Below are 19670 nucleotides of genomic sequence, written 5' to 3'. Positions count from 1 at the left end.
GCGTGTGGGGCCTGGAGAACGGCTACGCCCTGATGTACGGCGGTTCCGGCGAGGACATCTGCGCCTCGCGGCCCCAGCGCTTCGCGATGAACGCGCACACGATCAGCTGCAGCTGATGGAACAGCATCAGCGGCAGGATCGTCAGCGACGCCTGCGCGCCGAACAGCACCGCGGCCATCGGCAGCCCGTTGGCCAGGCTCTTCTTCGAACCGGCGAAGACGATCGCGATCCGGTCCCCCCGCTCGAACCCCAGCCGCCGCGACAGCGTCGTGGTCACCGCCAGCACGACGGCGAGCAGCACCGCCAGCACCCCGGCCAGGGCGAACAGCCGGCCCACCGTCACCTGGTGCCAGATGTCCTGCTCCATGCCCTCGCTGAACGCGGCGTACACGACGAGCAGGATCGACACCCGGTCCACGCGCCCCAGCACCCGCCGGTGGCGCTGGACGAAGCCGCCGATCCAGCGGCGCAGCAGCTGGCCCGCCAGGAAGGGAGCCAGCAGCTGGGCGCCGATGCCGAGCAGGCCCGCCGCCGAGAAGTCCGCCTCGGACCCGATCAGCCACGCCGCCAGCAGCGGCGTGAGCACCATGCCCAGCAGCGCCGAGTACGTCCCCGCGCAGATCGCCGCGGGGACGTTGCCGCGTGCGATGGAGGTGAAGGCGATCGACGACTGGATGGTGGACGGCACGAGGCACAGGAACAGGACGCCCGTGTACAGCTCGTCGGTCAGCACGTACGGGACCAGCCCGCGCGCCGCCAGCCCCAGCAGTGGGAACAGGACGAACGTGCACAGCACGATGAACAGGTGCAGCCGCCAGTGCACCAGCCCGGCGAGGGCCTCGCGGGTCGACAGCCGGACCCCGTAGAGGAAGAACAGCAGGCCGATCGCGATGCTCGAGGCGACGTCGACGACGTCCGCCGCGCCGCCCGAGGCCGGGAACAGGGCGGCCAGCCCCACCATCGCCAGGAGCAGCAGGATGAACGGGTCGATCGGCAGCCAGGACGGCAGGGCGGGGCGGCGCATGGATCCCTCGGGTCGGTTGCGGTGACGCTGCGGCCATTCTCGCTCAGCCGGGCCGGCGGCTCCGCCGAGGGTTCCCCGTACCCCCCGCGCGCACCATCCGGCACACCCGCCCCGCGGCCGGGGCGCCGCTCGTGAGCTGGGATCCCCGGTTGGAGAGATTCCGTGGAGGATTGCCCCCAGCGGCCCGTACTGTGCCGCCGTCCGGTACGGTCGCGCCCCGGGCCCGACCGAACCATGCCCCGAGGAGATCGTCAGTGCGCGAGTTCAGTGTCCCCCCACTGGCGACGGATGCCAGGGTCGGCGGGCTGGCGGATGCTGTCTTCGAGCAGGCCGCCGCGGAGCCGGGGCGGGCGGCGTTCGCACGGAAGGACGAGCAGGGCCGCTGGTACGACGTGTCCGCCGGTGAGTTCCGCGACGAGGTGCTCGCCCTGGCGAAGGGGCTGCTGGCGCAGGGCGTCCGGTTCGGCGACCGGGTCGCGCTGATGGCCCGGACCCGGTACGAGTGGACGCTGTTCGACTTCGCCCTGTGGTCGGTGGGCGCCCAGCCCGTACCGGTCTATCCGACGTCCTCCGCCGAGCAGGTCCACTGGATGCTGCACGACTCGGGCGCCGTAGCCGCCGTCGTGGAGCACGAGGACCACGCGATGACCGTCGGCTCCGTGATCGAGCGGCTGCCCGCCCTGAACCGGCTCTGGCAGCTGGACGCGGGCGCCGTCGCCGAGCTCACCGAGGCCGGCCGCCATCTGGAGGACGCGGTGGTCGAACGGCACCGCCTCGCCGTCACCCCCGACTCCCCCGCCACCCTGATCTACACCTCGGGCACCACCGGCCGCCCCCGCGGCTGCATCCTCACGCACGCCAACTTCATGGCGGAGGCCGACAACGTCATCGAGCGGTACGCCGCCCTCTTCCGCACCCGCTCGGGCCAGACCTCCACACTCCTGTTCCTGCCGCTGGCGCACGTCTTCGGCCGGATGATCGAGGTCACGGCCCTGCGCGCGAAGGTCAAGCTGGGCCACCAGCCGGAGCTGACGACCGAGGCACTGCTGCCGGACCTGGCGTCCTTCCGGCCCACGTTCCTGCTGGCCGTGCCGCACATCTTCGAGAAGCTGTTCCGCTCCGCGCGCCGGCTGGCGGAGGAGCAGGGCCGGCTGGAGGCGTTCGACAAGGCCGTCGACATCGCCGTGCGCCACGCGGAGGCGATGGAGGACCGGGCGTTCGGCACGGGCCCCGGGCCGAGCGCGGCGCTGCGCGTCCAGCACCAGGTCGCCGACCGGCTCGTCTACGCCCGGATCCGCGAGCGCCTCGGCGGGCGGGTGCACTACGCCATGTCGGGCGGCTCGGCGATGCAGCGCCGGCTCGGGCTGTTCTTCGCGGGCGCCGGCATCCGGATCCTGGAGGGGTACGGGCTGACGGAGTGCACGGGCGCCGCCACCGCGAACCCGCCGGAGCGGGCCAAGTACGGCACGGTGGGCCAGCCCGTCCCCGGCACGTCGGTGCACATCGCCGAGGACGGCGAGGTGTGGCTGAGCGGCCCCACCGTCTTCGCCGGGTACACCGGCGACGTACAGGCCACGCACGCGGCGCTGCGCGACGGCTGGCTGGCCACGGGGGACGTGGGCGAGCTGGACGAGGACGGCTATCTGACGATCACCGGCCGGAAGAAGGAGATGCTGGTCACCTCCAACGGCAAGAGCGTCTACCCGCTCGCCCTGGAGGAGCGGGTCCGCTCGCATCCGCTGATCGCCCAGTGCGTCGTCGTCGGCAACGACCGCCCGTACATCGCCGCGCTGATCACGCTGGAGCCCGAGGGCGTCGACCACTGGCTGCGGATGCGCGGGAAGCCGGACCTGAGCCCGACGGACCTGGTGCGCGACAGCGACCTCGAGACGGAGGTGCGGCGTGCGGTGATCACCGCGAACACCGCCGTCTCGGGCGCGGAGGCCATCCGCACGTTCCGGATCCTGGCGACGCGGTTCACCGAGGCGCAGGGGCTGCTCACGCCGTCGCTGAAGCTGAAGCGCAAGGCGATCGAGAAGGCGTACGCGGAGGAGGTCGAGGCGCTGTACCAGCGCTGAGGCGATCGCGGGCGTGATGCTGGCGATCGCGAGTGTGATGGAGTGGCGGGGAATGCCCCGGGCGCCGATCGTGGTTGGGGGCAGGGAAGCACGACACCACCGAGCAAGGGGTTCACCGCACGTGAGCAGCGTTCCGTCCATCACTCTCAACAACGGCGTGTCCATGCCGCAGCTCGGCTTCGGCGTCTGGCAGGTGCCGGACGACGAGGCGACCGCGGCCGTCAGCAGCGCGCTGGAGGCCGGCTACCGCAGCATCGACACGGCCGCCATCTACGAGAACGAGGAGGGCACGGGCAAGGCCCTCGCCGCCTCGGGCGTCCCGCGCGAGGAGCTCTTCGTCACCACGAAGCTGTGGAACACCGCCAAGCAGCCGTGGGACCGCGACGCGGTGCTGCGCGCCTTCGACGACTCCCTGGCCAAGCTCGGCCTCGACTACGTCGACCTCTACCTGATCCACTGGCCGCGGCCGATGCGCGAGGACTACGTCACCATCTGGCGCGCCTTCGGCGAGCTGGCCGCGGACGGCCGCGCCAAGGCGGTCGGCGTCTCCAACTTCAAGCCCGCCCAGCTGGAGCGGATCATCGACGACTCGGGCATCACGCCCGCCGTCAACCAGATCGAGCTCCACCCGAACTTCCCGCAGGCCGAGACCCGCGCGTTCCACGCCCGGCACCACATCGCCACCGAGGCGTGGTCGCCGCTGGGCCAGGGCAAGGGCCTGCTGTCCGACCCGACCGTCGCCGCCGTCGCCGCCAAGCACGGCGTGTCCCCGGCGCAGGCGGTGCTGCGCTGGCACCTGCAGCTGGGCAACGTGGTGATCCCGAAGTCCGTGACGCCGTCCCGGATCCGGGAGAACTTCGACGTCTTCGGGTTCGAGCTGGACACCGACGACATGGCGGCCTTCGCGTCGGTGGACAACGGGGCGCGGCTGGGGCCGGACCCGGACGGGTTCGACTGGAGCTGACCGGACGCGGCTGAGCCGCGGGCGGCGGGCCCGCGGCTCAGGTGTTCCGCTGTTCCGTCGCCGGGCTGCCGGGCTGCCGGGCTGCCAGGCTGCCGGGCTCAGTAGCCGTAGTCGCCGTAGTCCTCGTAGTCCTGGTACTCGTTGTACTCCTCGTACTGCTGGCCGCCCTGCTGGTACTCACCGCCGCCCTCGTACTGCGGGTTCTCCTGGGGCTCGGCCGCCTCGGCCTCCGCCGGTCCGGCCTCGTCCTCGGGGGCCGCCTCCGGCTGCTTGCCCGAGGTCTGCGGGAGGGCCACCTTGTTCCCGGGCTCCTGGGGCTTGAGGAGCGGCTCGTGGGCGGCGGGTTCACGCGGGGCGGGCTTGGCCGCGGCGTGCTCGGCCTCGGCGACCTTCGTGGGGGCCTCGGCGCGTTCGCGTTCGTGTCGCGGAGGGGGGCCGGGCTCCGCGTCGACGGCGAGGGCCACGGCACCGCCGAGCGCGCCCGCCAGGGAGAAGGTGGCGACGAAACTGACTATGCGGTTACGGATCATCTCCGGTCTCCGGATCTCGCGGCGGGCGGTCGGGACGGGCGTGGCGCATGACTCCTCCTTCACAAATCTAGAAAAGCCCGGCCTTCACCGCATTCCGGGCCGGTGCATCCGGGGGTGCCGACCCGTGCGGCCGTGACTGTCAGTGCCGTACGCAAGAATCGGCGTATGTCGGCGTATCCGTCCCTCGAGGCCCTGGACACCCTGGTGGAGCGGGTGGCGGCGGGGTATGCCACGCGGCGGCGGCAGTTGGGCATGGTCCGCGCCGAACTGGCCGCGGCGCTCGAGCGCGACGCGCTCGGGGTGCGGTCCCGGCGGGACGTACGGCAGCTGCTGTCGGACCGGACCCTGGCGACGTATCTGCGGCTCGCGGAGTCGGGCCGGCTGCGCTCCCGTCTGGTGCGCGGGGAGAAGCCGCCGACCTCGGCGGCGACCAACGCGGCCCGCCACGACTGCCTCGGGCTGCTGCGTGCGGCGGCCGGGCTGGCGCAGTGGCGCCCGGCGGAGGTGCGCGTCGAGCCGCGGCCGACCCCCGGCGGATACGAGCTGGCCCGGCTGCGCGACCAGCTGGGCGAGCTGACGGCGGGGTTCCTCACGCCCGGGCGGACCCGGTTCGTGGCGATGGTGGGGATGGTGCTGGACACCGGGGCGCGGGCGGGCGAGCTGGTCGCCCAGCGGGCGACGGACCTGCCCGCGGGCCTCGCGCACGCCACCGTCGTACGCCGTCCCCAGCACGGCACGGCGCACGAGCCCGAGCCGGAGCGGATCGCGCTGACACCGTTGGGCCGGGCGGCGCTGGAGCGCTGGCTGCCGGTGCGGGAGGAGCTGGTCGCGCAGTCGCACGGCACCTCGCGGCTGTGGGTGTCCGTCTACATGAACCACAGCGGCACACCGGACGCCTCCGGGGCCACGGTGCTGCGCCCGGCCGGTATGCCCCTGGAGCAGCGCGGCCTGATCCGCGCGTACCGCGACGGGCGGTACGCGCTGGGCCTGGACACGGTGCTGCCGCCGAAGCTGGAGCAGCTGCGGCGGGCGGTCGCGGCGGAGGAGGGCTGAGCGGGGGCGGCCGAGGAGCGTGCGCTCCCGCATCCGGATCCGCTTCCTTCCTGTGAGTTGCCTATGAGTTGCGGGCGCGTGCCCCTGTTCAGAGGGTTTTCTCAGATTGCGTTGCCACGCTGACCCCGACCCCGGCGCGTCGCCGGCCCGCTCCCGGGCCGGTGCCGTCCGGCGGTGAGAGAGAGGCGATGCCCATGGCCGCGATCCCGTACGGCCCCCCGCCCGCGGTGCGCGGGCCCGCGCCGCGCCGCGCGCCCGCGCTGCTGCCCGGGGTGCTGCAGACGGCCGGGTGGGCCGGGGCCGCGGGGGTGCTGGCGCTGTGGTGGTACGACACCGCCGACGTCACGGGTGCCGCGGGCTGGCTGACCGGCGCGGGACGGATCACCGGGCTGCTCGCCGGGTACGCCTGCGCCGTCCTGCTCCTGCTGATGGCCAGGGTGCCCGCGCTGGACCGCGGGATCGGCACCGACCGCCTGGCGCGCTGGCACGCGATGGGCGGCCGTTACGCCGTCTGTCTGGCCCTCGCCCACACGCTGCTGATCGTCTGGGGGTACGCGCTGACCACCCGCACGGGCGTGGTGGACCAGACGACGACGCTGGTGCTGCGGTATCCGGAGATGCTGAAGGGCACCGCCGGTTTCCTGCTGCTCGTGGCGACCGGTGTGCTCTCGGCCCGGGTGGCACGCCGCCGGCTGAGCTACGAGACCTGGCACTACCTGCACTTCGCGACCTACCTCGCGGTGTTCCTCGTCTTCGGCCACCAGTTGGCGAACGGCGCGGACTTCGTGGACCATCGGGCCGCGCGCACCCTGTGGTACGTCCTCTACCTCGGGGTGGCGGCCGCGGTCCTCTGGTACCGCTTCCTGCTGCCGGTGCGGCGCTCGCTCCGCCACCGGCTGACGGTCGCCGCGGTGCGCACGGAGGCCCCCGGGGTGGTGTCCGTGTACGTCACCGGCCGCCGGCTGGACGAACTCGGCGCGCGGGCCGGGCAGTTCCTGCGCTGGCGCTTCCTCACCCCCGGCCTGTGGTGGACCGCCTCCCCGTACTCGCTGTCCGCCGCCCCGCGGCCGGACGCCCTGCGCATCACCGTCAAGGCCCTCGGCGCCCACAGCGAGGCGCTGGCCCGGCTGGAGCCCGGCACCCGGGTCTGGATCGAGGGGCCGTACGGCGGGCTGACCGCGGACCGGGCGGCCGGCCGCCGGACGCTGCTGCTGGCCGGCGGCATCGGCATCACCCCGCTGCGTTCGCTGCTGGAGACGCTGCCGGGTGTGGTGACGCTCGTGTACTGGGCGCACCGGCCCGAGGACCTGGCGCTGCGCGAGGAGTTGGAGTCGCTCGCCGTGCGGCTCGGCCACCGGGTGGTCTGCTCCGTCAGCGATCCGGCCGGCCACCGGGTGCCGCTCACCGCCGGCACGCTGGCCGAACTGGCCCCCGGACTGGCCGAACACGACGTGTACGTGTGCGGACCGCCCGGGATGACGCGTGACGCCCTGCGGGCCCTCCGGGTCGCCGGCGTACCCCGCGGCCGCGTCCACCACGAGTCCTTCGCGTTCTGACCGAGGAGTTGCCGCCGTGCGACGCGTCGTCATCACCACCCTGTCCACCGTGACCGGCATCGTCCTGCTGCTGTCGCTGAAGCCGCACGGCGGCGACCAGACGACCGCGGGCTCCGCGCCGCGGTCGGGTTCGGGACAGTCGTCGTCCGGGTCGGGCGGGTCGTCGCCGGGCACCGGATCGACCGGATCGGCCAAGTCGGGCACCTTCACCGGAGACCCGGTCGACACCCGGTACGGCCCCGTCCAGGTCGCCGTCACCCTCGAGGACGGCCGGATCACCGCCGTCGAGGCCGTGCAGTTGCCCTCGGGCAACCCCCGCGACGAGGAGATATCCGCCTACGCCGTACCGCAGCTCACCCAGGACGCGCTGGACGCCCAGAGCGCCGGCATCGACACGGTGACCGGCGCGACGTACACCAGCGAGGGCTACATCCAGTCCCTCCAGAGCGCCCTGGACCAGTCCCGTGGCTGAGCGCTGGGGCGGGCTGCGCCACGTCGAGCGGGCGATGGGAACCGTGTTCTCCTTCGATCTGCGTGTCCCCGCCACCCGGGCGGTACGGCACGCCCTCGCGGAAGCGGTCGCCTCGCTGCACCACGTCGACGCGGTGTTCTCCACGTACCGGCCCGACAGTGCGATCAGCCGGCTGGCCCGGGGCGAGACCGCTCTCGGCGCGTGCCCGCCCGAGGTGGCGGAGGTCCTCGCGCTGTGCGCGGACGCCGCACGGGCCACCGACGGCTGGTTCACCTCCCGGCCGGGCGGGGTGCTGGACCCCTCGGGCCTGGTCAAGGGCTGGGCGGTGGACCGGGCCGCGGACCTGCTGGTCGCCGCCGGTGCGGCGAACGCCTGCGTCAACGGCGGGGGCGACATCCGGCTGTGCGGCGAGGCCGCGCCCGGCGTGCCCTGGCGTACCGGCATCGCGGATCCCCTGCGCCCGGGCCGGCTGCGCGCCGTCGTCACGGGACGCGACCTGGCCGTGGCCACCTCCGGTACGGCCGAACGCGGCGCCCACATCCTCGACCCGCACACCGGGCGGCCGGCCACGGGGCCCGCCTCCGTCACGGTGGCCGGTCCGCGGCTGGCGCAGGCGGACGCGTACGCCACGGCGGCGTTCGCGACGGGTGAGCGCACCCCGGCGTGGCTGGCGCGCCTTCCCGGCTACACGGCGCTCACGGTCACGCGCTCCGGCGAGGCGTGGGCGACACCGGGCTTCCCGCTGCTCGGCCCGCCGGACGACGCCGCGAGCGCGGCCGCTCCGGCGTGCGGGGACCGCCCCTGACGCCGCGGTTCAGGACCTGGCGCCGTGTCCCGCGGCGACGGCCTCGACCCGGGTCGCCAGGGTGAAGTCGAGGTCCGTGAGATGGCCGCCGACGCTGTGGGTGTTCACAGCCAGGGTGAGCTTGTTGTAGCCGAGGGTCATGTCGGCGTGGTGGTCCAGCTCCTCCTGGATCGCGGAGACGTGGACGACCATCGCCGCCGCCGGGAGGTGCCCGGCGAAGGTGTACGTGCGGGTCAGCAGCTCGCCCTCGGCCACCGACCAGCCCGGCAGCTCCGCCAGCCGGTCCTGGATCTCCTTCTCGGACAGCGGTTCGACGGCCATGGCCGGATCCTTCCTCAGCTGACGCGGCTCGGTCCGGTGTACGCCGGATCCCGTGCCCCAGTCTCCGCCAGGACCCGGGACCGGTCCACCCGGGCCGTCCGCCACCGCGGCGCTCACCCGCCCTGCCGGGCGCCCGCCGCGTCGGATACGGTCACGGTATGACGACGGCCACCGAACCCCAGGTCGGCGCCCTGCTGAGGGGCTGGCGCGAGCGGCGCGGCCTCAGCCAGCTGGAGCTGGCCCTGCAGGCGGACTCCTCCGCCAGGCACATCAGCTTCATCGAGACCGGCCGGTCGCGCCCGAGCCGGCCGATGGTGCTGAAGCTGGCGGACCATCTCGACGTCCCCGTGCGCGAGCGCAACGCCCTGCTGCTCGCCGCCGGTTACGCCCCGCACTACCCGGAGACGCCGTTCGACGACCCGGCGATGACCGGCGTACGGCAGGCGATGGAGCGGCTGCTCGCCGCGCACGAGCCGTACCCGGCCCTGGTGGTCGACGGCATGTACAACGTGATCGCGGCCAACCGCGGCATCCTGATGCTGATGGAGGGGCTGCCGGAGCATCTGCTCGCCCCGCCGCTGAACGCGCTGCGGCTGACGCTGCACCCCGAGGGCCTGGCCCCGAAGATCCGCAACCTCCCCGAGTGGCGCGGCCATCTGCTCGCCCAGACGGACCGCCAGCTCTCCCTGATGCGGTCCCCGGCCCTGAAGGCGCTGTACGACGAGGTCGCCGCGTATCCCTTCCCGGAGGGAGCCGGCACGGAGTCGGTGGCGGCGGACGCCCCCTTCGCGCTCCCCCTCGTCGTCGAACACGACGGCCACCGCCTCTCCTTCGTGTCGACGATCGCCACGTTCAACACCCCCATGGACGTGACCGTCTCCGAGCTGGCCCTGGAGACGCTGCTCCCGGCCGACCCGGAGACGGTCAAGTACCTCTCGGCGCTCAGACCCTAGAGGCCCCGACCCCGCGCAGCGCCCACCACTGCAGCCCGGCGAACCCGAGCACGGTCCCGGCCTGCAGCGGCGTCCACACGACTCCCGCGGTGCTCGGGTCCAACCACAGCGCGAGGGCGAGGAAACTGAGCACGGCCCAGGCGATGTTGGCCTCGACGACGGCCTTCACGGCGAGCACCGGCGGCGCGCTCCGCGTGCCCAGGTACCCCACCCCGCCGGCGTACACGGCCAGGAACACGCCGAGCTCCACGAGCAGCCCCCGGCTCACCCCGAGCAGCTCGGCGAGCGGCCCGGACAGCACCAGATACGCCAGGGCGTTGCCCCCGGTGACCACGGCGTCGAGGAGCAGCACCCGCCGCAGCAGGGTCATCGGGTCGGCGGCGAAACGTCGGTCGGTGACAGTCGCGGACATGGGTTCCTCCATCGGCGAAGCCGGTCAGGCGCGGGTGAACACGCTGGTCAGAACCGGAAGCCGGGCCGGAGTACGCCGGTCCGGCTCCCGTTGACGTCCACGATGCCGGGTAGCGGGAGGAGGGTCGATTACGCGGGAGGTAATACGCCCTCAGCCCCCGGCCATCGCAGCGCGCCGTGGCTGGCGGCGTTCCAGCGGGGCGACCACGCTGGTGTGGAAGCGGTCCACGGCGTCGTCCACGCTTCGTATGAAGCCCGTCTCGGCGTTGCCGCGGGTGGTCCCCATCCCCTTGAAGAGCGAGAGGCGGAAGCCCGTGATCACGGCACCGTCCTGCGGGAGCAGGTCGGCCGGTTCGGGCCGCAGCCGCTCCAGCGTGCCGCGCGGGCCGCCTCCCCTGCCTTCGATCAGGGTCTCGATGTGCAGGTCGGCAGGGGCGTCGGTGAGCTGCCGGATGAGGCGCTTGGCCCGGCTGAGGGGGTAACCCGGCTCCGTCTCGGCCAGTTCGATGGAGGTACGCAGCTTTCCCGTCCGCAGGTCGGCGGTGATGGCGAGGATCCCGGAAGTGCCCTCGATCCGGATCTCGGCGCTGAGCCGCCCGTCCTGGCACAGCGTGTCCGCGAGGGCGATGCGCCGGGCGTGCGGGTCGGTGCCGCGCCTGGCCCGCTGCACGGGGAGGACTTTGTGGCCCAGTTCGCCGCCGAGCCGCAGACAGACCTGGCGGATGAGCCGCTCCCAGCTCTCGACGGTCTCTACCGCCCGTGCGTCGCCCTGGCAGAGCGTCTCCTCGTCGATCGCCCGGCGCACCGGCACCCAGGCCGGGCCCATGTTCTGGAATCCGTGGCAGCCGGAGTTCTCGTGCTGGAGGTAGTGCAGCAGTTCCTGGAGGAGCCACGCGTGGGCGGCGCTCCCGACGCCCTCGTGGCGGATCAGCATCTGTGCCTGGTGAGCGATCTCCGCCCAGGACAGGTGCCACAGGGTGACCTTGTTCTTGCGGCGTCGGTCGATCTTCGCCTCCACCACCGGCCTGCCGTCGAGCGCCACGTCGTTGGAGACCGTGATCACGGCCTCGTAGCCGCGGCGGGCCGCGATGTCGACGTAGTCCTGCACCTGTTCGGGCCGCAGCGGGCTGCCGTTGGTCTTCGTCTCCACCAGCGCGGTCCACAGTTTGCCCGCGCGCTCGACGCGGACCACGCCGTCAGGCCGCTTGGGCATGTCGCCGTGCGGCAACGTGACCTCGGTGAACGTCTCCATCCGGCCGGCCGGTGCGCCGAACGCCGCGGTGAGCCTGCGCCCGAACTCCGGCACCTGGGCCATGACGGAGAGCAGCACGGACGTGGCCCGCGTCTCGCGCTCCCGGTCGCTCTTCAGGGTCGAGGCGGGGAACAGGCGGGCGGTCCGCCAGCCTTCGTTCTCCGCGAGCGACGTCTTGACGGTGGCCGGGAGTACGACCTTCTTCTTCGCCGTGCGCGGGCGCCGCGCCGGTCCGTCCGTCGCGGCGGGATGGTCGGCCGGCCGCTCCACGGCGGTGACGGAGCGCATGGCAGGAGCTGCCGGGGTCGGCGACGACGCCGCGGCGGGCTCCTCCTCGTCCGGGTCGTCGTCCACGTCGATGCCGAAGTCGGTCGCGAGTCCGGCCAGCCCCGTCTCGTAACCCTGGCCGATCGCCCGGAACTTCCACTCGCCGTTACGTCGGTACAACTCCCCGAAGACGAAGGCGGTCTCCGATCTGGCGTCGGCGATCGAGAAGCCGAGGATCAGGTCTCCGCTCCGGTCCGCCACCGTCATCCGCAGGTCGTCGAGTTCTCCGAATCGCGCGCCCGCGTAGCGGCTGGCCGCCACGACGACACGCGCCACGTCCGGCGGCATCGCGGTGAGGTCGATGCCGATCCGGTCCTCGCTGCCGACGGCGGTCGGCGTCTTGCCCAGCAGTTGCACGCTCCCGTCCGCGGCCGCCGGGTTGTTGTAGAAGTAGAAGTCCCCGTCGCCGCGCACCTTGCCGTCGGCGCCGAGCAGCAGCACGGAGACGTCCGCGTCCCCGTCGCCGGTGGCGCTGCACCAGGACAGGCTCAGCAGCACGGACCCCACGTCGTCGCTGAGCGAAGCCAGTCCGGTGTTGGCTCCCTTGACCAACTCGAGCATCTTTCCCCACCCCCCAGCACGCGGGCCGCGGTAAGTCCACCCCCGGTCCGCGTGGTTCATCCGGACATCACGGGCCACGCACCGTGATATGTGACCTGAACCATAGTCCTCCGATCACATACTTCAAGGGGGTATGTCCCAACAAACGGAGTACCCGCATCGGCGACCCGGCGTCACCCCCGGACGAATACGGCACCCGGTGCTAACTTGCGCCCATGGAGCTGGAGTTGCGGCATCTCAAGCTCGTGCACGCCATTGCCGAGGCCGGGAGTCTGACGCGGGCCGCCACGTCGCTCGGGGTGGCGCAGTCCGCCGTCAGCGGGCAGCTCGGGAGGATCGAGCGGGCGCTGGGCGGGGCGCTGTTCAGCCGGGGGCGGGAGGGGGCCCGGCCCACCGCGCTGGGGGAGCTCGTGCTCGGGCGGGCGCGGGTGGTGCTGCCCGCCGTGCGGGAGTTGCAGGACGAGGCCGTGCGGTTCGCCAACGCGCTGTCGGACGTGGCGCGGTTCCGGCTGGGCGGGACGCACGGGCCGCTCATGGGGGCGCTGCTGGACCGGCTGGCCGCCGTGCATCCCGACGAGCCGGTCACCACGCACACCTCGTGGTCGGTGCAGGAGCTGTGCGACATGACCGCCAGCGGGCGGCTGGACTTCGCGCTCGTCGGGGTGTGCGGCGAGAGCCCGCCGCCGTCGGAGCAGTTGCAGTGGCGGACCGTGGGGACGGACCCCGTGTTCGTGATGCTGGCCGACGGCCATCCGTACGCCGGTGAGGACGAGGTGCGGCTGGAGCGGCTGCGTGACGCGCGGTGGGTGAGCGTGCCGGGCGAGGGGTGTTTCGCCGACTGCTTCTCCGCCGCCTGCGCGCGGGCCGGGTTCACGCCGTCGGCGATGCTGGAGACCGATCCCGCGTCCTGCGTGCATCTGGTGCAGGTGGGGCGCGCCGCCGGGCTGTGCCGGGCGACGATGCCGCCGACTCCGGGGCTGGTCACCGTGCCGATCGCCGGTACGCCGCTGAGCTGGCGGCATCTGCTCGGCTGGCATCCCGACGCGCCGGCCGCCGGGACCGCGCCCGCGGTGCTGATGCACGCGCGCGCCGCGCACGCCGAGGCGACGCGGCGCAACCCGCGGTACGCGCGCTGGCTGGCGACGCATCCGCAGTACGGGACCATCTCACCGTGAGAGGGTCAGATTGGCAGGTGCACGACTAGCTCCCGGCTGGCTACGGTGCGCAGGGGTCTCGACCGGACCCCGCCCCCCACCGACACCGAGGAGAAACCCGTGCTCCGCAGACGTGCCGTACTACCCGGGATCGCCGCGGCCATCGCCGCGCTGTGCATCTCGGTGCTCCCCGCGTCGGCCTCCACCGCCGCACCCGGCCCCGACGTCGACCCGGCCGTCCTCGAGGCCCTGCAGCGCGACCTCGGCCTGACCTCCGCCGAGGCGAAGACCCGCGTCCGCGCGGAGGCCGAGGCCGCCGTCACCGACGCCGTCCTGCGCAAGAGCCTCGGCGCCCGCTTCGCCGGCTCCTGGGTCAGCGGCACGGCCGCCGAACTCACCGTCGCCACCACCGACCGCTCCGCCCTCGACGACATCGCCGCCCACGGCGCGAAGGCCAGGCTCGTGGGCCGCAGCGCCACCGCCCTGGACGCCGTCAAGGCCGTGCTCGACCGCGCGGTGCAGTCCGCCGCGCCCGCCGGCACCCCGCTCTGGTACGTCGACGTGCGGACCAACACCGTCGCCGTACAGTCCTCGAACCCCGCCGCCACCCGCGCCTTCCTCGCCCGCAGCGGCGCCGACACCTCCGCGATACGCCTGGTGAAGGCCACCGACAGCCCGCGCACGCTGTACGACATCAAGGGCGGCGACGCGTACTACATCAACGGCAGCAGCCGCTGCTCCGTCGGCTTCCCCATCACCCGCGGCACCACCCAGGGCTTCGTCACCGCCGGGCACTGCGGCACCGCCGGCGCCTCCACCACCGGCTACAACCAGGTCGCCCAGGGCACCTTCCAGGGCTCGTCCTTCCCCGGCAACGACTACGCCTGGGTAGCCGCCAACAGCAACTGGACCTCCGTGCCCTACGTCAAGGGCTCCGGCGGCGCCAACGTCACCGTGAACGGCTCCACCCAGGCCCCCGTCGGCTCGTCCGTCTGCCGCTCCGGCTCCACCACCGGCTGGCACTGCGGCAGCATCCAGCAGCACAACACCTCCGTCACCTACGCGCAGGGCACCGTCAGCGGCGTGACCCGCACCAGCGTGTGCGCCGAACCGGGCGACTCCGGCGGCTCGTTCATCTCCGGCGACCAGGCGCAGGGCGTCACCTCCGGCGGCTCCGGCAACTGCACCTCGGGCGGTACGACGTACTACCAGCCGGTCAACGAGATCCTCACGACGTACGGACTGACGCTGAAGACCGGCGGCGGCACCGAGCCCCCGCCCACCGGCTGCCAGGGCTCCCAGCAGACGTACAGCGGCTCGCTGAGCAGCGGCGGCCAGGCCGTGCAGCCGAACGGCTCGTACTACTACTCCGGCTCCTCCGGCACCCACACCGGCTGTCTGACCGGGCCGAGCGGCGCCGACTTCGACCTGTACCTGCAGAAGTGGAACGGGTCGAGCTGGTCGACGGTCGCCGAGGGCATCACGCCCGAGAAGGACGAGAACATCAGCTACAGCGGCACCGCCGGCTACTACCGCTACCTCGTGCACGCCTACAGCGGCTCCGGCTCCTACACCCTGGGGGTGAGCAAGCCCGCGTGACCCGCGCGCGGCGGCGGGCGGCACCCCCGGCTCCGGGGTGCCGCCCGCCGCCGGCGGTCAGGCGTCCGTCCCGCCGTCGCCGAGTCCGGAGAATCCGCTCACGACGTACAGGCAGTCCGTGTACGTGTAACCCGGCTGGATGTGCGAGCCGGCGGTGTGGTCGCGGATCGGGTCGTCCCCCGTGTCGGCCCGCTTGTACAGGAAGTGGTAGTCGCCGGCCGGCAGCCGCAGCGTCTTCTTCGGCCCGCCGGCCTTGCACGCCTTCGAACGGCCCTCCGACTCCGAGGAGTACGTCTTGCAGCTGCCGCAGGCACCGAGGGTCAGGGTTCCGGTCACCGGCCCCGTGTACAGGACCGTCACCGCGCCGGGACCGCCGTTGGTGATCTCGATGGACATCCGCGTGCCGCCGGGCGCCTTCTCCCGCGGCAGGCCGCGGCCCGCCTGCGGCCGGGCGGCGGCGATCTCCGCGGCGATCGCGATCTGCTTCGCCCGCGCGCGGCGGGGGCTCTTCTTGTAGTCGGAGGCGAACGCCTTCAGCGTCTTCGCCGACTCCTCGAAGTCCTTGTCCTTGAACTGGTCGACACCGCAGGCGTACGTCCCGTTCTCCACCGGCCGCGCCACGTCCACGGTGACGCCGCCCGGCAGCGACTTCGCCGCCTCGCCGATCTTGCGCAGCTGGTCGGTGGCCGCACACGGCTCGGCGCCGCCGACGGCCTTGGCGCGCTCGGCGACCGCCGCGTCGAACGCGGGCTTGACCTGCCCGGCCTGCTCGGAGTCGGGGAAGTCCGTCAGGAGTTCGGCGAGCTCCGGGGTCTCCCCGGTGCCGATCTTGCCGCGCCCGCACTCCAGCAGCGACGTGGCCAGCGGCCCGTCCGCCCAGCCCTTGCGCTTGCCGAGCAGGTCCCCGTCGAGCTTGTCGGGCACGGTGCGCAGATGCTTCAGCGGCGCCAGGGCGTCGCAGTGCTTGCCCTCGCGGTACGGGGCAGAGATCTGCTCGTAGTACGCGTCGACGCGCGCGGGAACGCGGTCCGCGGCACGGGACCCGGAGTGGTTCTCACCCAGGTCCTCGTAGATCTCCAGCGCCTTGCCGTACGTCCCCTGCGCCGATCCGTAGGGCTGCCCGGACACCGACTTCACCAGCCGGTCCGCCTCCGCGAGCCGCTTGAGCAGCGCCTGCTCGGACGCCTCCTGCCGGGCCTGCTCGTACCCGAAGGCACTGCCGGCCGGTACGGCGAGCAGCGCCACGGCCACCCCGACGGCGACCGCCGGCGTCACCGGCAGCCGCGCGGCGACCTTCAGCCCGCGCCGGAAGCCGTCGAGCGCGGCCAGGACGAGGAGTACGCCGTAACCGGCGACCAGTGCGCCGGAGATGCCGTCGGCGTCGGCGGGGAACGCCACGAGCGCCAGGGCCGCGATGGCGACCCAGCACACGACGGTCTCGGGCCAGCGGCGCAGCGCGAGATAGCCGAGGCCCAGTCCGCTGAGGTTGAGCAGGGCGACGGCGGCGGCGTTGCCGGGGCTGCCCGGGGGCGGCGGAGGTGGCGGGGGCTGGGGCGACTGCCATCCGCCCCAGGGCTGACCGCCGGGGGGCATCGGGCCACCGGGGGGCATCGGGCCGCCGGGAGGTCCGCCGGGCGGTGGACCGGACGGCGGCGGGCCCGCAGGCGGCGGGGGCTGGCTGCCGGGCGGGGGCCCGGACGGCGGGGGCGGCGGGCTGCCGGGCGGGGGCCCGAAGCCTCCCGGTGGCGGGCCGAACTGGTCGTTGCCGAAAGCCATCGGCTTCTCCCCCCAACACTGTGGTCTGGTCCGCGCCCGCCGGGTCTCGTGCCGTCGGCGCGCCGCGCAAGGGGGCTGTCCCAGCCCCCCGCCTCCGCAACCCTCCGGCTCCGGGCGGCCGGTGTCAATGGGATTGTCCCCGCTCCGATCACCGCGATCACGGCCGGAAAGCGGAATCAGCCCGCGGGCTCCGCGGACATCTCGCCCGCCGCCTCGTCGCTCACCGCTCCCCGCCCGCGCTCCGCCTCGTCCAGCCACCCGCGCAGTACCGCGTGCACGTGCTCCGCGCCCACGAGCTCCTCCTCCGGCCGGACGGGCGGGGTGAGTTCGGCCGGCCACAGCAGGAACGCCCGGTTCTGCGACCCGCCGAGGCCGCCGTGGGAGCCGATCTGGTCCTCGAAGGCGTGCACCCGGCCGTGCTCCTCGTCGTACGCGGAGTTCACCATGATGTCCGCGACGTGGGGGAACGTGTCCGTACGGGCCACCGCCCGCGCCGCCCCCGGCCCGAACGCGGCGAGCGGGTCGCGGCCGACGACCCGGCCCGTCCTCAGCCGGTGTTCGCCGCCGCCGGCACCCAGCACCACCGGCCCGTGCTCCTCGCTGTGCACCAGCAGGAACCCGATCCCGGGATGCTCGGCGAGGGTCGTGAGCAGCGCGGGGTGCCGCCGGTCGATCTCCTCGCGGCTCAGCCGCTCGGGGACGTCGGGGAAGGAGACGAGGCCCAGGTTTCCGGAACCCAGCACGACGGGCCCGGCGGACACGACCGCCTCGGTCTCCTTCGTCCGCTTCAGGGCCGCGTGCAGGGCGGTCATCGCCTCGTCGTCGCGCAGCCTGCGGTTCGCGCGGCGGGAGACGGGCAGCCCGCAGCCGGCCCGTACCAGGTCCTGGAGGGTGACGCCGTACGCGGCGGCGAAGCTCGGCCCCTCGCTCTGCCCGTGGTCGGACAGCAGCACGATCCGGTAGTCGCGCGGGGCGTACCGGACCAGCTTGGAGATCATCCGCACCGCGCGGTCGAGCCGCCGCAGCACCTGGTGGGTGTCGCGGTGGTGCGGGCCGGCGTAGTGGGCCACCTCGTCGTACGCCACGAGGTCGGCGTAGATCACGCGGCGTCCCGCGAGCATGTCGCCCATCACGGCGGCGACCACCACGTCGCGCTCCACGACGGTGGCGAAGGCGCGCAGGAACGGGTAGAGGCCGCCGCGGCCCATCCGCGGGCTGTCGCGCCGTACCCGCGAGGCGATGGACTGCCCCAGCTCGCGGAAGACCTCGGCGATGAACGAGGCGAAGGTCCGGCTGGCGTTCGCGGGGTCGGCGAAGTACGCGAAGTACCCCGACCGGGAGCGGCTCAGCCCGTGCCGCCCGCCCACGCCGGCGACGGACAGCACCAGCGCCAGCTGCTCGGCGCCGCCGGTGAAGAGATTGCCGCGACTGGCTCCGCCCTCGCCGGCCAGCAGCCCGGCGTGCCCGGTGTGCTCCGCGGCCCGGCGCTGGATCTCGGCGGCGCTGGCGGGCCGGTTGCAGACCATGACCTGGCCGGTCTTCTTCTCGTACCACCGGAAGGCGGGCACGCCGTGGTTGGTGCCGTGCAGGATGCCCAGCTGGCTCGCACCCGTCTGGCTGGACCAGTCCGTACGCCACGGGGTGAGCCGGTGGCTGCCCTGGCGGTGCCAGGCGGCGACGGTCTCCATCAGCGGCGGCTTTCTGGCGATCGCCTCCTGCAGGACGTCGTGGCCGACGCCGTCGAGCTGGATGAAGACCGTGCCGGGAGCGGCGTCCGGCCCGCACTCGGCGGCCCCGCGGCGGTCCGCGAGCCGGGCCAGGCGGCGGCGGTACGCGCCGTCGTCGCGGACCGCGAGGGCGGTGCTCGTGGCGGAGGACGTCGCGGACATCACGGCCGCCACGACGATGGCCGTCTCGGGGTTGGTGTAGCCGCGCTCCTCGGGGATGAGGCTGATGGCGATCCAGAGCAGGTAGCCGTTGAGGAAGAAGACCAGCAGTCCGAGCACGAACGCGGGCAGGAAGAGCAGCGCCCGTACGATCACGGGCCACACCAGGGCGCTCAGCACGCCGAAGGCGCCGGCGCCGATGGCGGCGGTGATCGCGAGCCGGGTGGCGCTGTCGCCGTCCTCGGCCTCGAGGCTGAAGTCGGGGAGGATGCCCGCGAGGACGAGCATCGTGAGCGTCGCGACAGCCCACACCACGATGCTGCGCATCACGGCTGCCCCCGCGGTGCGCAGCCGCCCCCCGTTCGTACGCGCGTCGGCCATGAGCAGGCGACACCTCCTTCTGCCTACACCCTTCCACAGTGCGCTACACGACGCGCTTCCCACCTCGCGCACCTCCCGCTGTGCGCGGGGTGGCCGTTATGCGTCCAGCGGCTGGCGCCGCCCCGCGCCTCCCGCCGTGTACGGGGTGACCGGTGTCCGCCCGGTGCCCGGCGCCGCCCCGCGCCTTCGGCGCCTCCCGCTGTGCGCGGGGTGACCGTTGTACGTCCGGTGCCCGGCGCCGCCCCGCGCCTTCGGCGCGGGGATTGCCCCCACCCACACACCACCCGTCAACGTGTCACCTGGTCACCGCCGGCGCCTGGGGGTGCGGGGGCGGCCCCGAGCCGCGTCCGCCGCGCCCGGCGGGTGTGGGTAGCCCCGAGCCGGGTCCGCCGTTCACCCGGCTGGTGCGGATGGTCCGAGCCGCGTCCGTCGCGCACCCGGCGGGTGTGGGGGTGGCCCTGCTGCCGGGGCAACCGGCGGGGGGTGGCCTGTGATCCGTTCATCGACCCATGGCGTGAGGGATCGGGTGGGGCCCCTGTCGTACTGCTTCGCTTGACGTACGACAGG

General features: G+C 73.6%; 16 protein-coding genes. 9 read left to right on the top strand and 7 right to left on the bottom strand.

Translation table 11 applies throughout. The features are described 5' to 3' along the window. Positions 1-22: 22 nt before the first annotated feature. Positions 23-1024: a bile acid:sodium symporter family protein gene (locus AB0M28_RS34900; protein ID WP_365413854.1), complete on the bottom strand. Its 1002-nt coding sequence runs from the start codon at positions 1022-1024 to the stop codon at positions 23-25. 254 nt (positions 1025-1278) lie between these two features. Here AB0M28_RS34900 and AB0M28_RS34895 point away from each other — a divergent pair, with 254 nt between their 5' ends. Then, positions 1279-3102, top strand: a complete 1824-nt coding sequence (locus AB0M28_RS34895; RefSeq protein ID WP_365413852.1) for an AMP-dependent synthetase/ligase — start codon at positions 1279-1281, stop codon at positions 3100-3102. 121 nt (positions 3103-3223) lie between these two features. Continuing rightward, positions 3224-4066: an aldo/keto reductase gene (locus AB0M28_RS34890; protein WP_365413850.1), complete on the top strand. Its 843-nt coding sequence runs from the start codon at positions 3224-3226 to the stop codon at positions 4064-4066. A 98-nt stretch (positions 4067-4164) separates the two neighbouring features. Here the strand turns inward: AB0M28_RS34890 and AB0M28_RS34885 are convergent, their stop codons facing one another. Next, on the bottom strand, positions 4165-4596 hold the full coding sequence (locus AB0M28_RS34885) for a hypothetical protein (protein WP_365413848.1): 432 nt from the start codon (positions 4594-4596) through the stop codon (positions 4165-4167). 165 nt (positions 4597-4761) lie between these two features. On the opposite strand from AB0M28_RS34885, the gene AB0M28_RS34880 reads away from it, so the two are divergent. The 4 genes from AB0M28_RS34880 to AB0M28_RS34865 all read left to right on the top strand — a co-directional run bounded on the left by AB0M28_RS34880 (position 4762) and on the right by AB0M28_RS34865 (position 8482). Then, positions 4762-5649 (top strand): hypothetical protein, encoded by an 888-nt coding sequence (locus AB0M28_RS34880; protein WP_365413846.1) that lies wholly within the window; start codon positions 4762-4764, stop codon positions 5647-5649. A 194-nt stretch (positions 5650-5843) separates the two neighbouring features. Then, on the top strand, positions 5844-7205 hold the full coding sequence (locus AB0M28_RS34875) for a ferredoxin reductase family protein (protein WP_365413844.1): 1362 nt from the start codon (positions 5844-5846) through the stop codon (positions 7203-7205). Between the two features lie 16 nt (positions 7206-7221). After that, a complete protein-coding gene (locus tag AB0M28_RS34870; protein WP_365413842.1) occupies positions 7222-7677 on the top strand; it encodes an FMN-binding protein in 456 nt (151 codons plus the stop codon). 34 nt (positions 7678-7711) lie between these two features. After that, on the top strand, positions 7712-8482 hold the full coding sequence (locus AB0M28_RS34865; protein WP_365413856.1) for an FAD:protein FMN transferase: 771 nt from the start codon (positions 7712-7714) through the stop codon (positions 8480-8482). A gap of 9 nt (positions 8483-8491) precedes the next feature. Here the strand turns inward: AB0M28_RS34865 and AB0M28_RS34860 are convergent, their stop codons facing one another. Then, positions 8492-8803, bottom strand: a complete 312-nt coding sequence (locus AB0M28_RS34860) for a 4a-hydroxytetrahydrobiopterin dehydratase (protein WP_365413840.1) — start codon at positions 8801-8803, stop codon at positions 8492-8494. Between the two features lie 158 nt (positions 8804-8961). Here AB0M28_RS34860 and AB0M28_RS34855 point away from each other — a divergent pair, with 158 nt between their 5' ends. Next, positions 8962-9756: a helix-turn-helix transcriptional regulator gene (locus AB0M28_RS34855; protein WP_365413838.1), complete on the top strand. Its 795-nt coding sequence runs from the start codon at positions 8962-8964 to the stop codon at positions 9754-9756. Here the strand turns inward: AB0M28_RS34855 and AB0M28_RS34850 are convergent. Together AB0M28_RS34850 and AB0M28_RS34845 are read right to left on the bottom strand one after the other, a co-directional pair. Next, positions 9746-10168 (bottom strand): hypothetical protein, encoded by a 423-nt coding sequence (locus AB0M28_RS34850; protein WP_365413836.1) that lies wholly within the window; start codon positions 10166-10168, stop codon positions 9746-9748. The two genes, AB0M28_RS34855 and AB0M28_RS34850, sit on opposite strands and share 11 nt — an antisense overlap. Positions 10169-10318: 150 nt before the next feature. Further along, entirely contained in the window at positions 10319-12307 is a 1989-nt protein-coding gene (locus AB0M28_RS34845) for a TerD family protein (RefSeq protein WP_365413834.1), read from the bottom strand. Between the two features lie 215 nt (positions 12308-12522). Between AB0M28_RS34845 and AB0M28_RS34840 the strand changes: the two genes are divergently transcribed. Next, entirely contained in the window at positions 12523-13482 is a 960-nt protein-coding gene (locus AB0M28_RS34840) for a LysR family transcriptional regulator (protein ID WP_365413832.1), read from the top strand. Positions 13483-13581: 99 nt separating this feature from the next. Next, complete coding sequence (locus tag AB0M28_RS34835; RefSeq protein WP_365413830.1) at positions 13582-15060, top strand: S1 family peptidase; 1479 nt, start codon at positions 13582-13584, stop codon at positions 15058-15060. Positions 15061-15117: 57 nt separating this feature from the next. Here AB0M28_RS34835 and AB0M28_RS34830 read toward each other — a convergent pair whose 3' ends face one another. Both AB0M28_RS34830 and AB0M28_RS34825 read right to left on the bottom strand, forming a co-directional pair. Further along, the gene (locus AB0M28_RS34830; protein WP_365413828.1) at positions 15118-16653 is read right to left on the bottom strand and encodes a hypothetical protein; all 1536 of its coding nucleotides are present in this window, start codon (positions 16651-16653) and stop codon (positions 15118-15120) included. A 359-nt stretch (positions 16654-17012) separates the two neighbouring features. Further along, the gene (locus AB0M28_RS34825) at positions 17013-19103 is read right to left on the bottom strand and encodes a phage holin family protein (protein ID WP_365413826.1); all 2091 of its coding nucleotides are present in this window, start codon (positions 19101-19103) and stop codon (positions 17013-17015) included. Positions 19104-19670: the final 567 nt, after the last annotated feature.

Source organism: Streptomyces sp. NPDC051940, from assembly GCF_040680895.1.
In the GTDB taxonomy this organism is placed as follows: Bacteria; Actinomycetota; Actinomycetes; order Streptomycetales; family Streptomycetaceae; genus Streptomyces.
Note: the sequence above shows the minus strand (reverse complement) of the source record. Positions and strands in the feature narration are given on the sequence as shown.

Bases quoted from the DNA above. Each gene is read 5' to 3' on its own strand.
- AB0M28_RS34845 (WP_365413834.1), bottom strand. From the start codon at position 12,307: ATGCTCGAGTTGGTCAAGGGAGCCAACACCGGACTGGCTTCGCTCAGC.
- AB0M28_RS34865 (WP_365413856.1), top strand. From the start codon at position 7,712: ATGGGAACCGTGTTCTCCTTCGATCTGCGTGTCCCCGCCACCCGGGCG.
- AB0M28_RS34860 (WP_365413840.1), bottom strand. From the start codon at position 8,803: ATGGCCGTCGAACCGCTGTCCGAGAAGGAGATCCAGGACCGGCTGGCG.
- AB0M28_RS34900 (WP_365413854.1), bottom strand. From the start codon at position 1,024: ATGCGCCGCCCCGCCCTGCCGTCCTGGCTGCCGATCGACCCGTTCATC.
- AB0M28_RS34855 (WP_365413838.1), top strand. From the start codon at position 8,962: ATGACGACGGCCACCGAACCCCAGGTCGGCGCCCTGCTGAGGGGCTGG.
- AB0M28_RS34880 (WP_365413846.1), top strand. From the start codon at position 4,762: ATGTCGGCGTATCCGTCCCTCGAGGCCCTGGACACCCTGGTGGAGCGG.
- AB0M28_RS34830 (WP_365413828.1), bottom strand. From the start codon at position 16,653: ATGCCCCCCGGCGGTCAGCCCTGGGGCGGATGGCAGTCGCCCCAGCCC.
- AB0M28_RS34885 (WP_365413848.1), bottom strand. From the start codon at position 4,596: ATGATCCGTAACCGCATAGTCAGTTTCGTCGCCACCTTCTCCCTGGCG.
- AB0M28_RS34875 (WP_365413844.1), top strand. From the start codon at position 5,844: ATGGCCGCGATCCCGTACGGCCCCCCGCCCGCGGTGCGCGGGCCCGCG.
- AB0M28_RS34850 (WP_365413836.1), bottom strand. From the start codon at position 10,168: ATGTCCGCGACTGTCACCGACCGACGTTTCGCCGCCGACCCGATGACC.
- AB0M28_RS34825 (WP_365413826.1), bottom strand. From the start codon at position 19,103: ATGGCCGACGCGCGTACGAACGGGGGGCGGCTGCGCACCGCGGGGGCA.
- AB0M28_RS34840 (WP_365413832.1), top strand. From the start codon at position 12,523: ATGGAGCTGGAGTTGCGGCATCTCAAGCTCGTGCACGCCATTGCCGAG.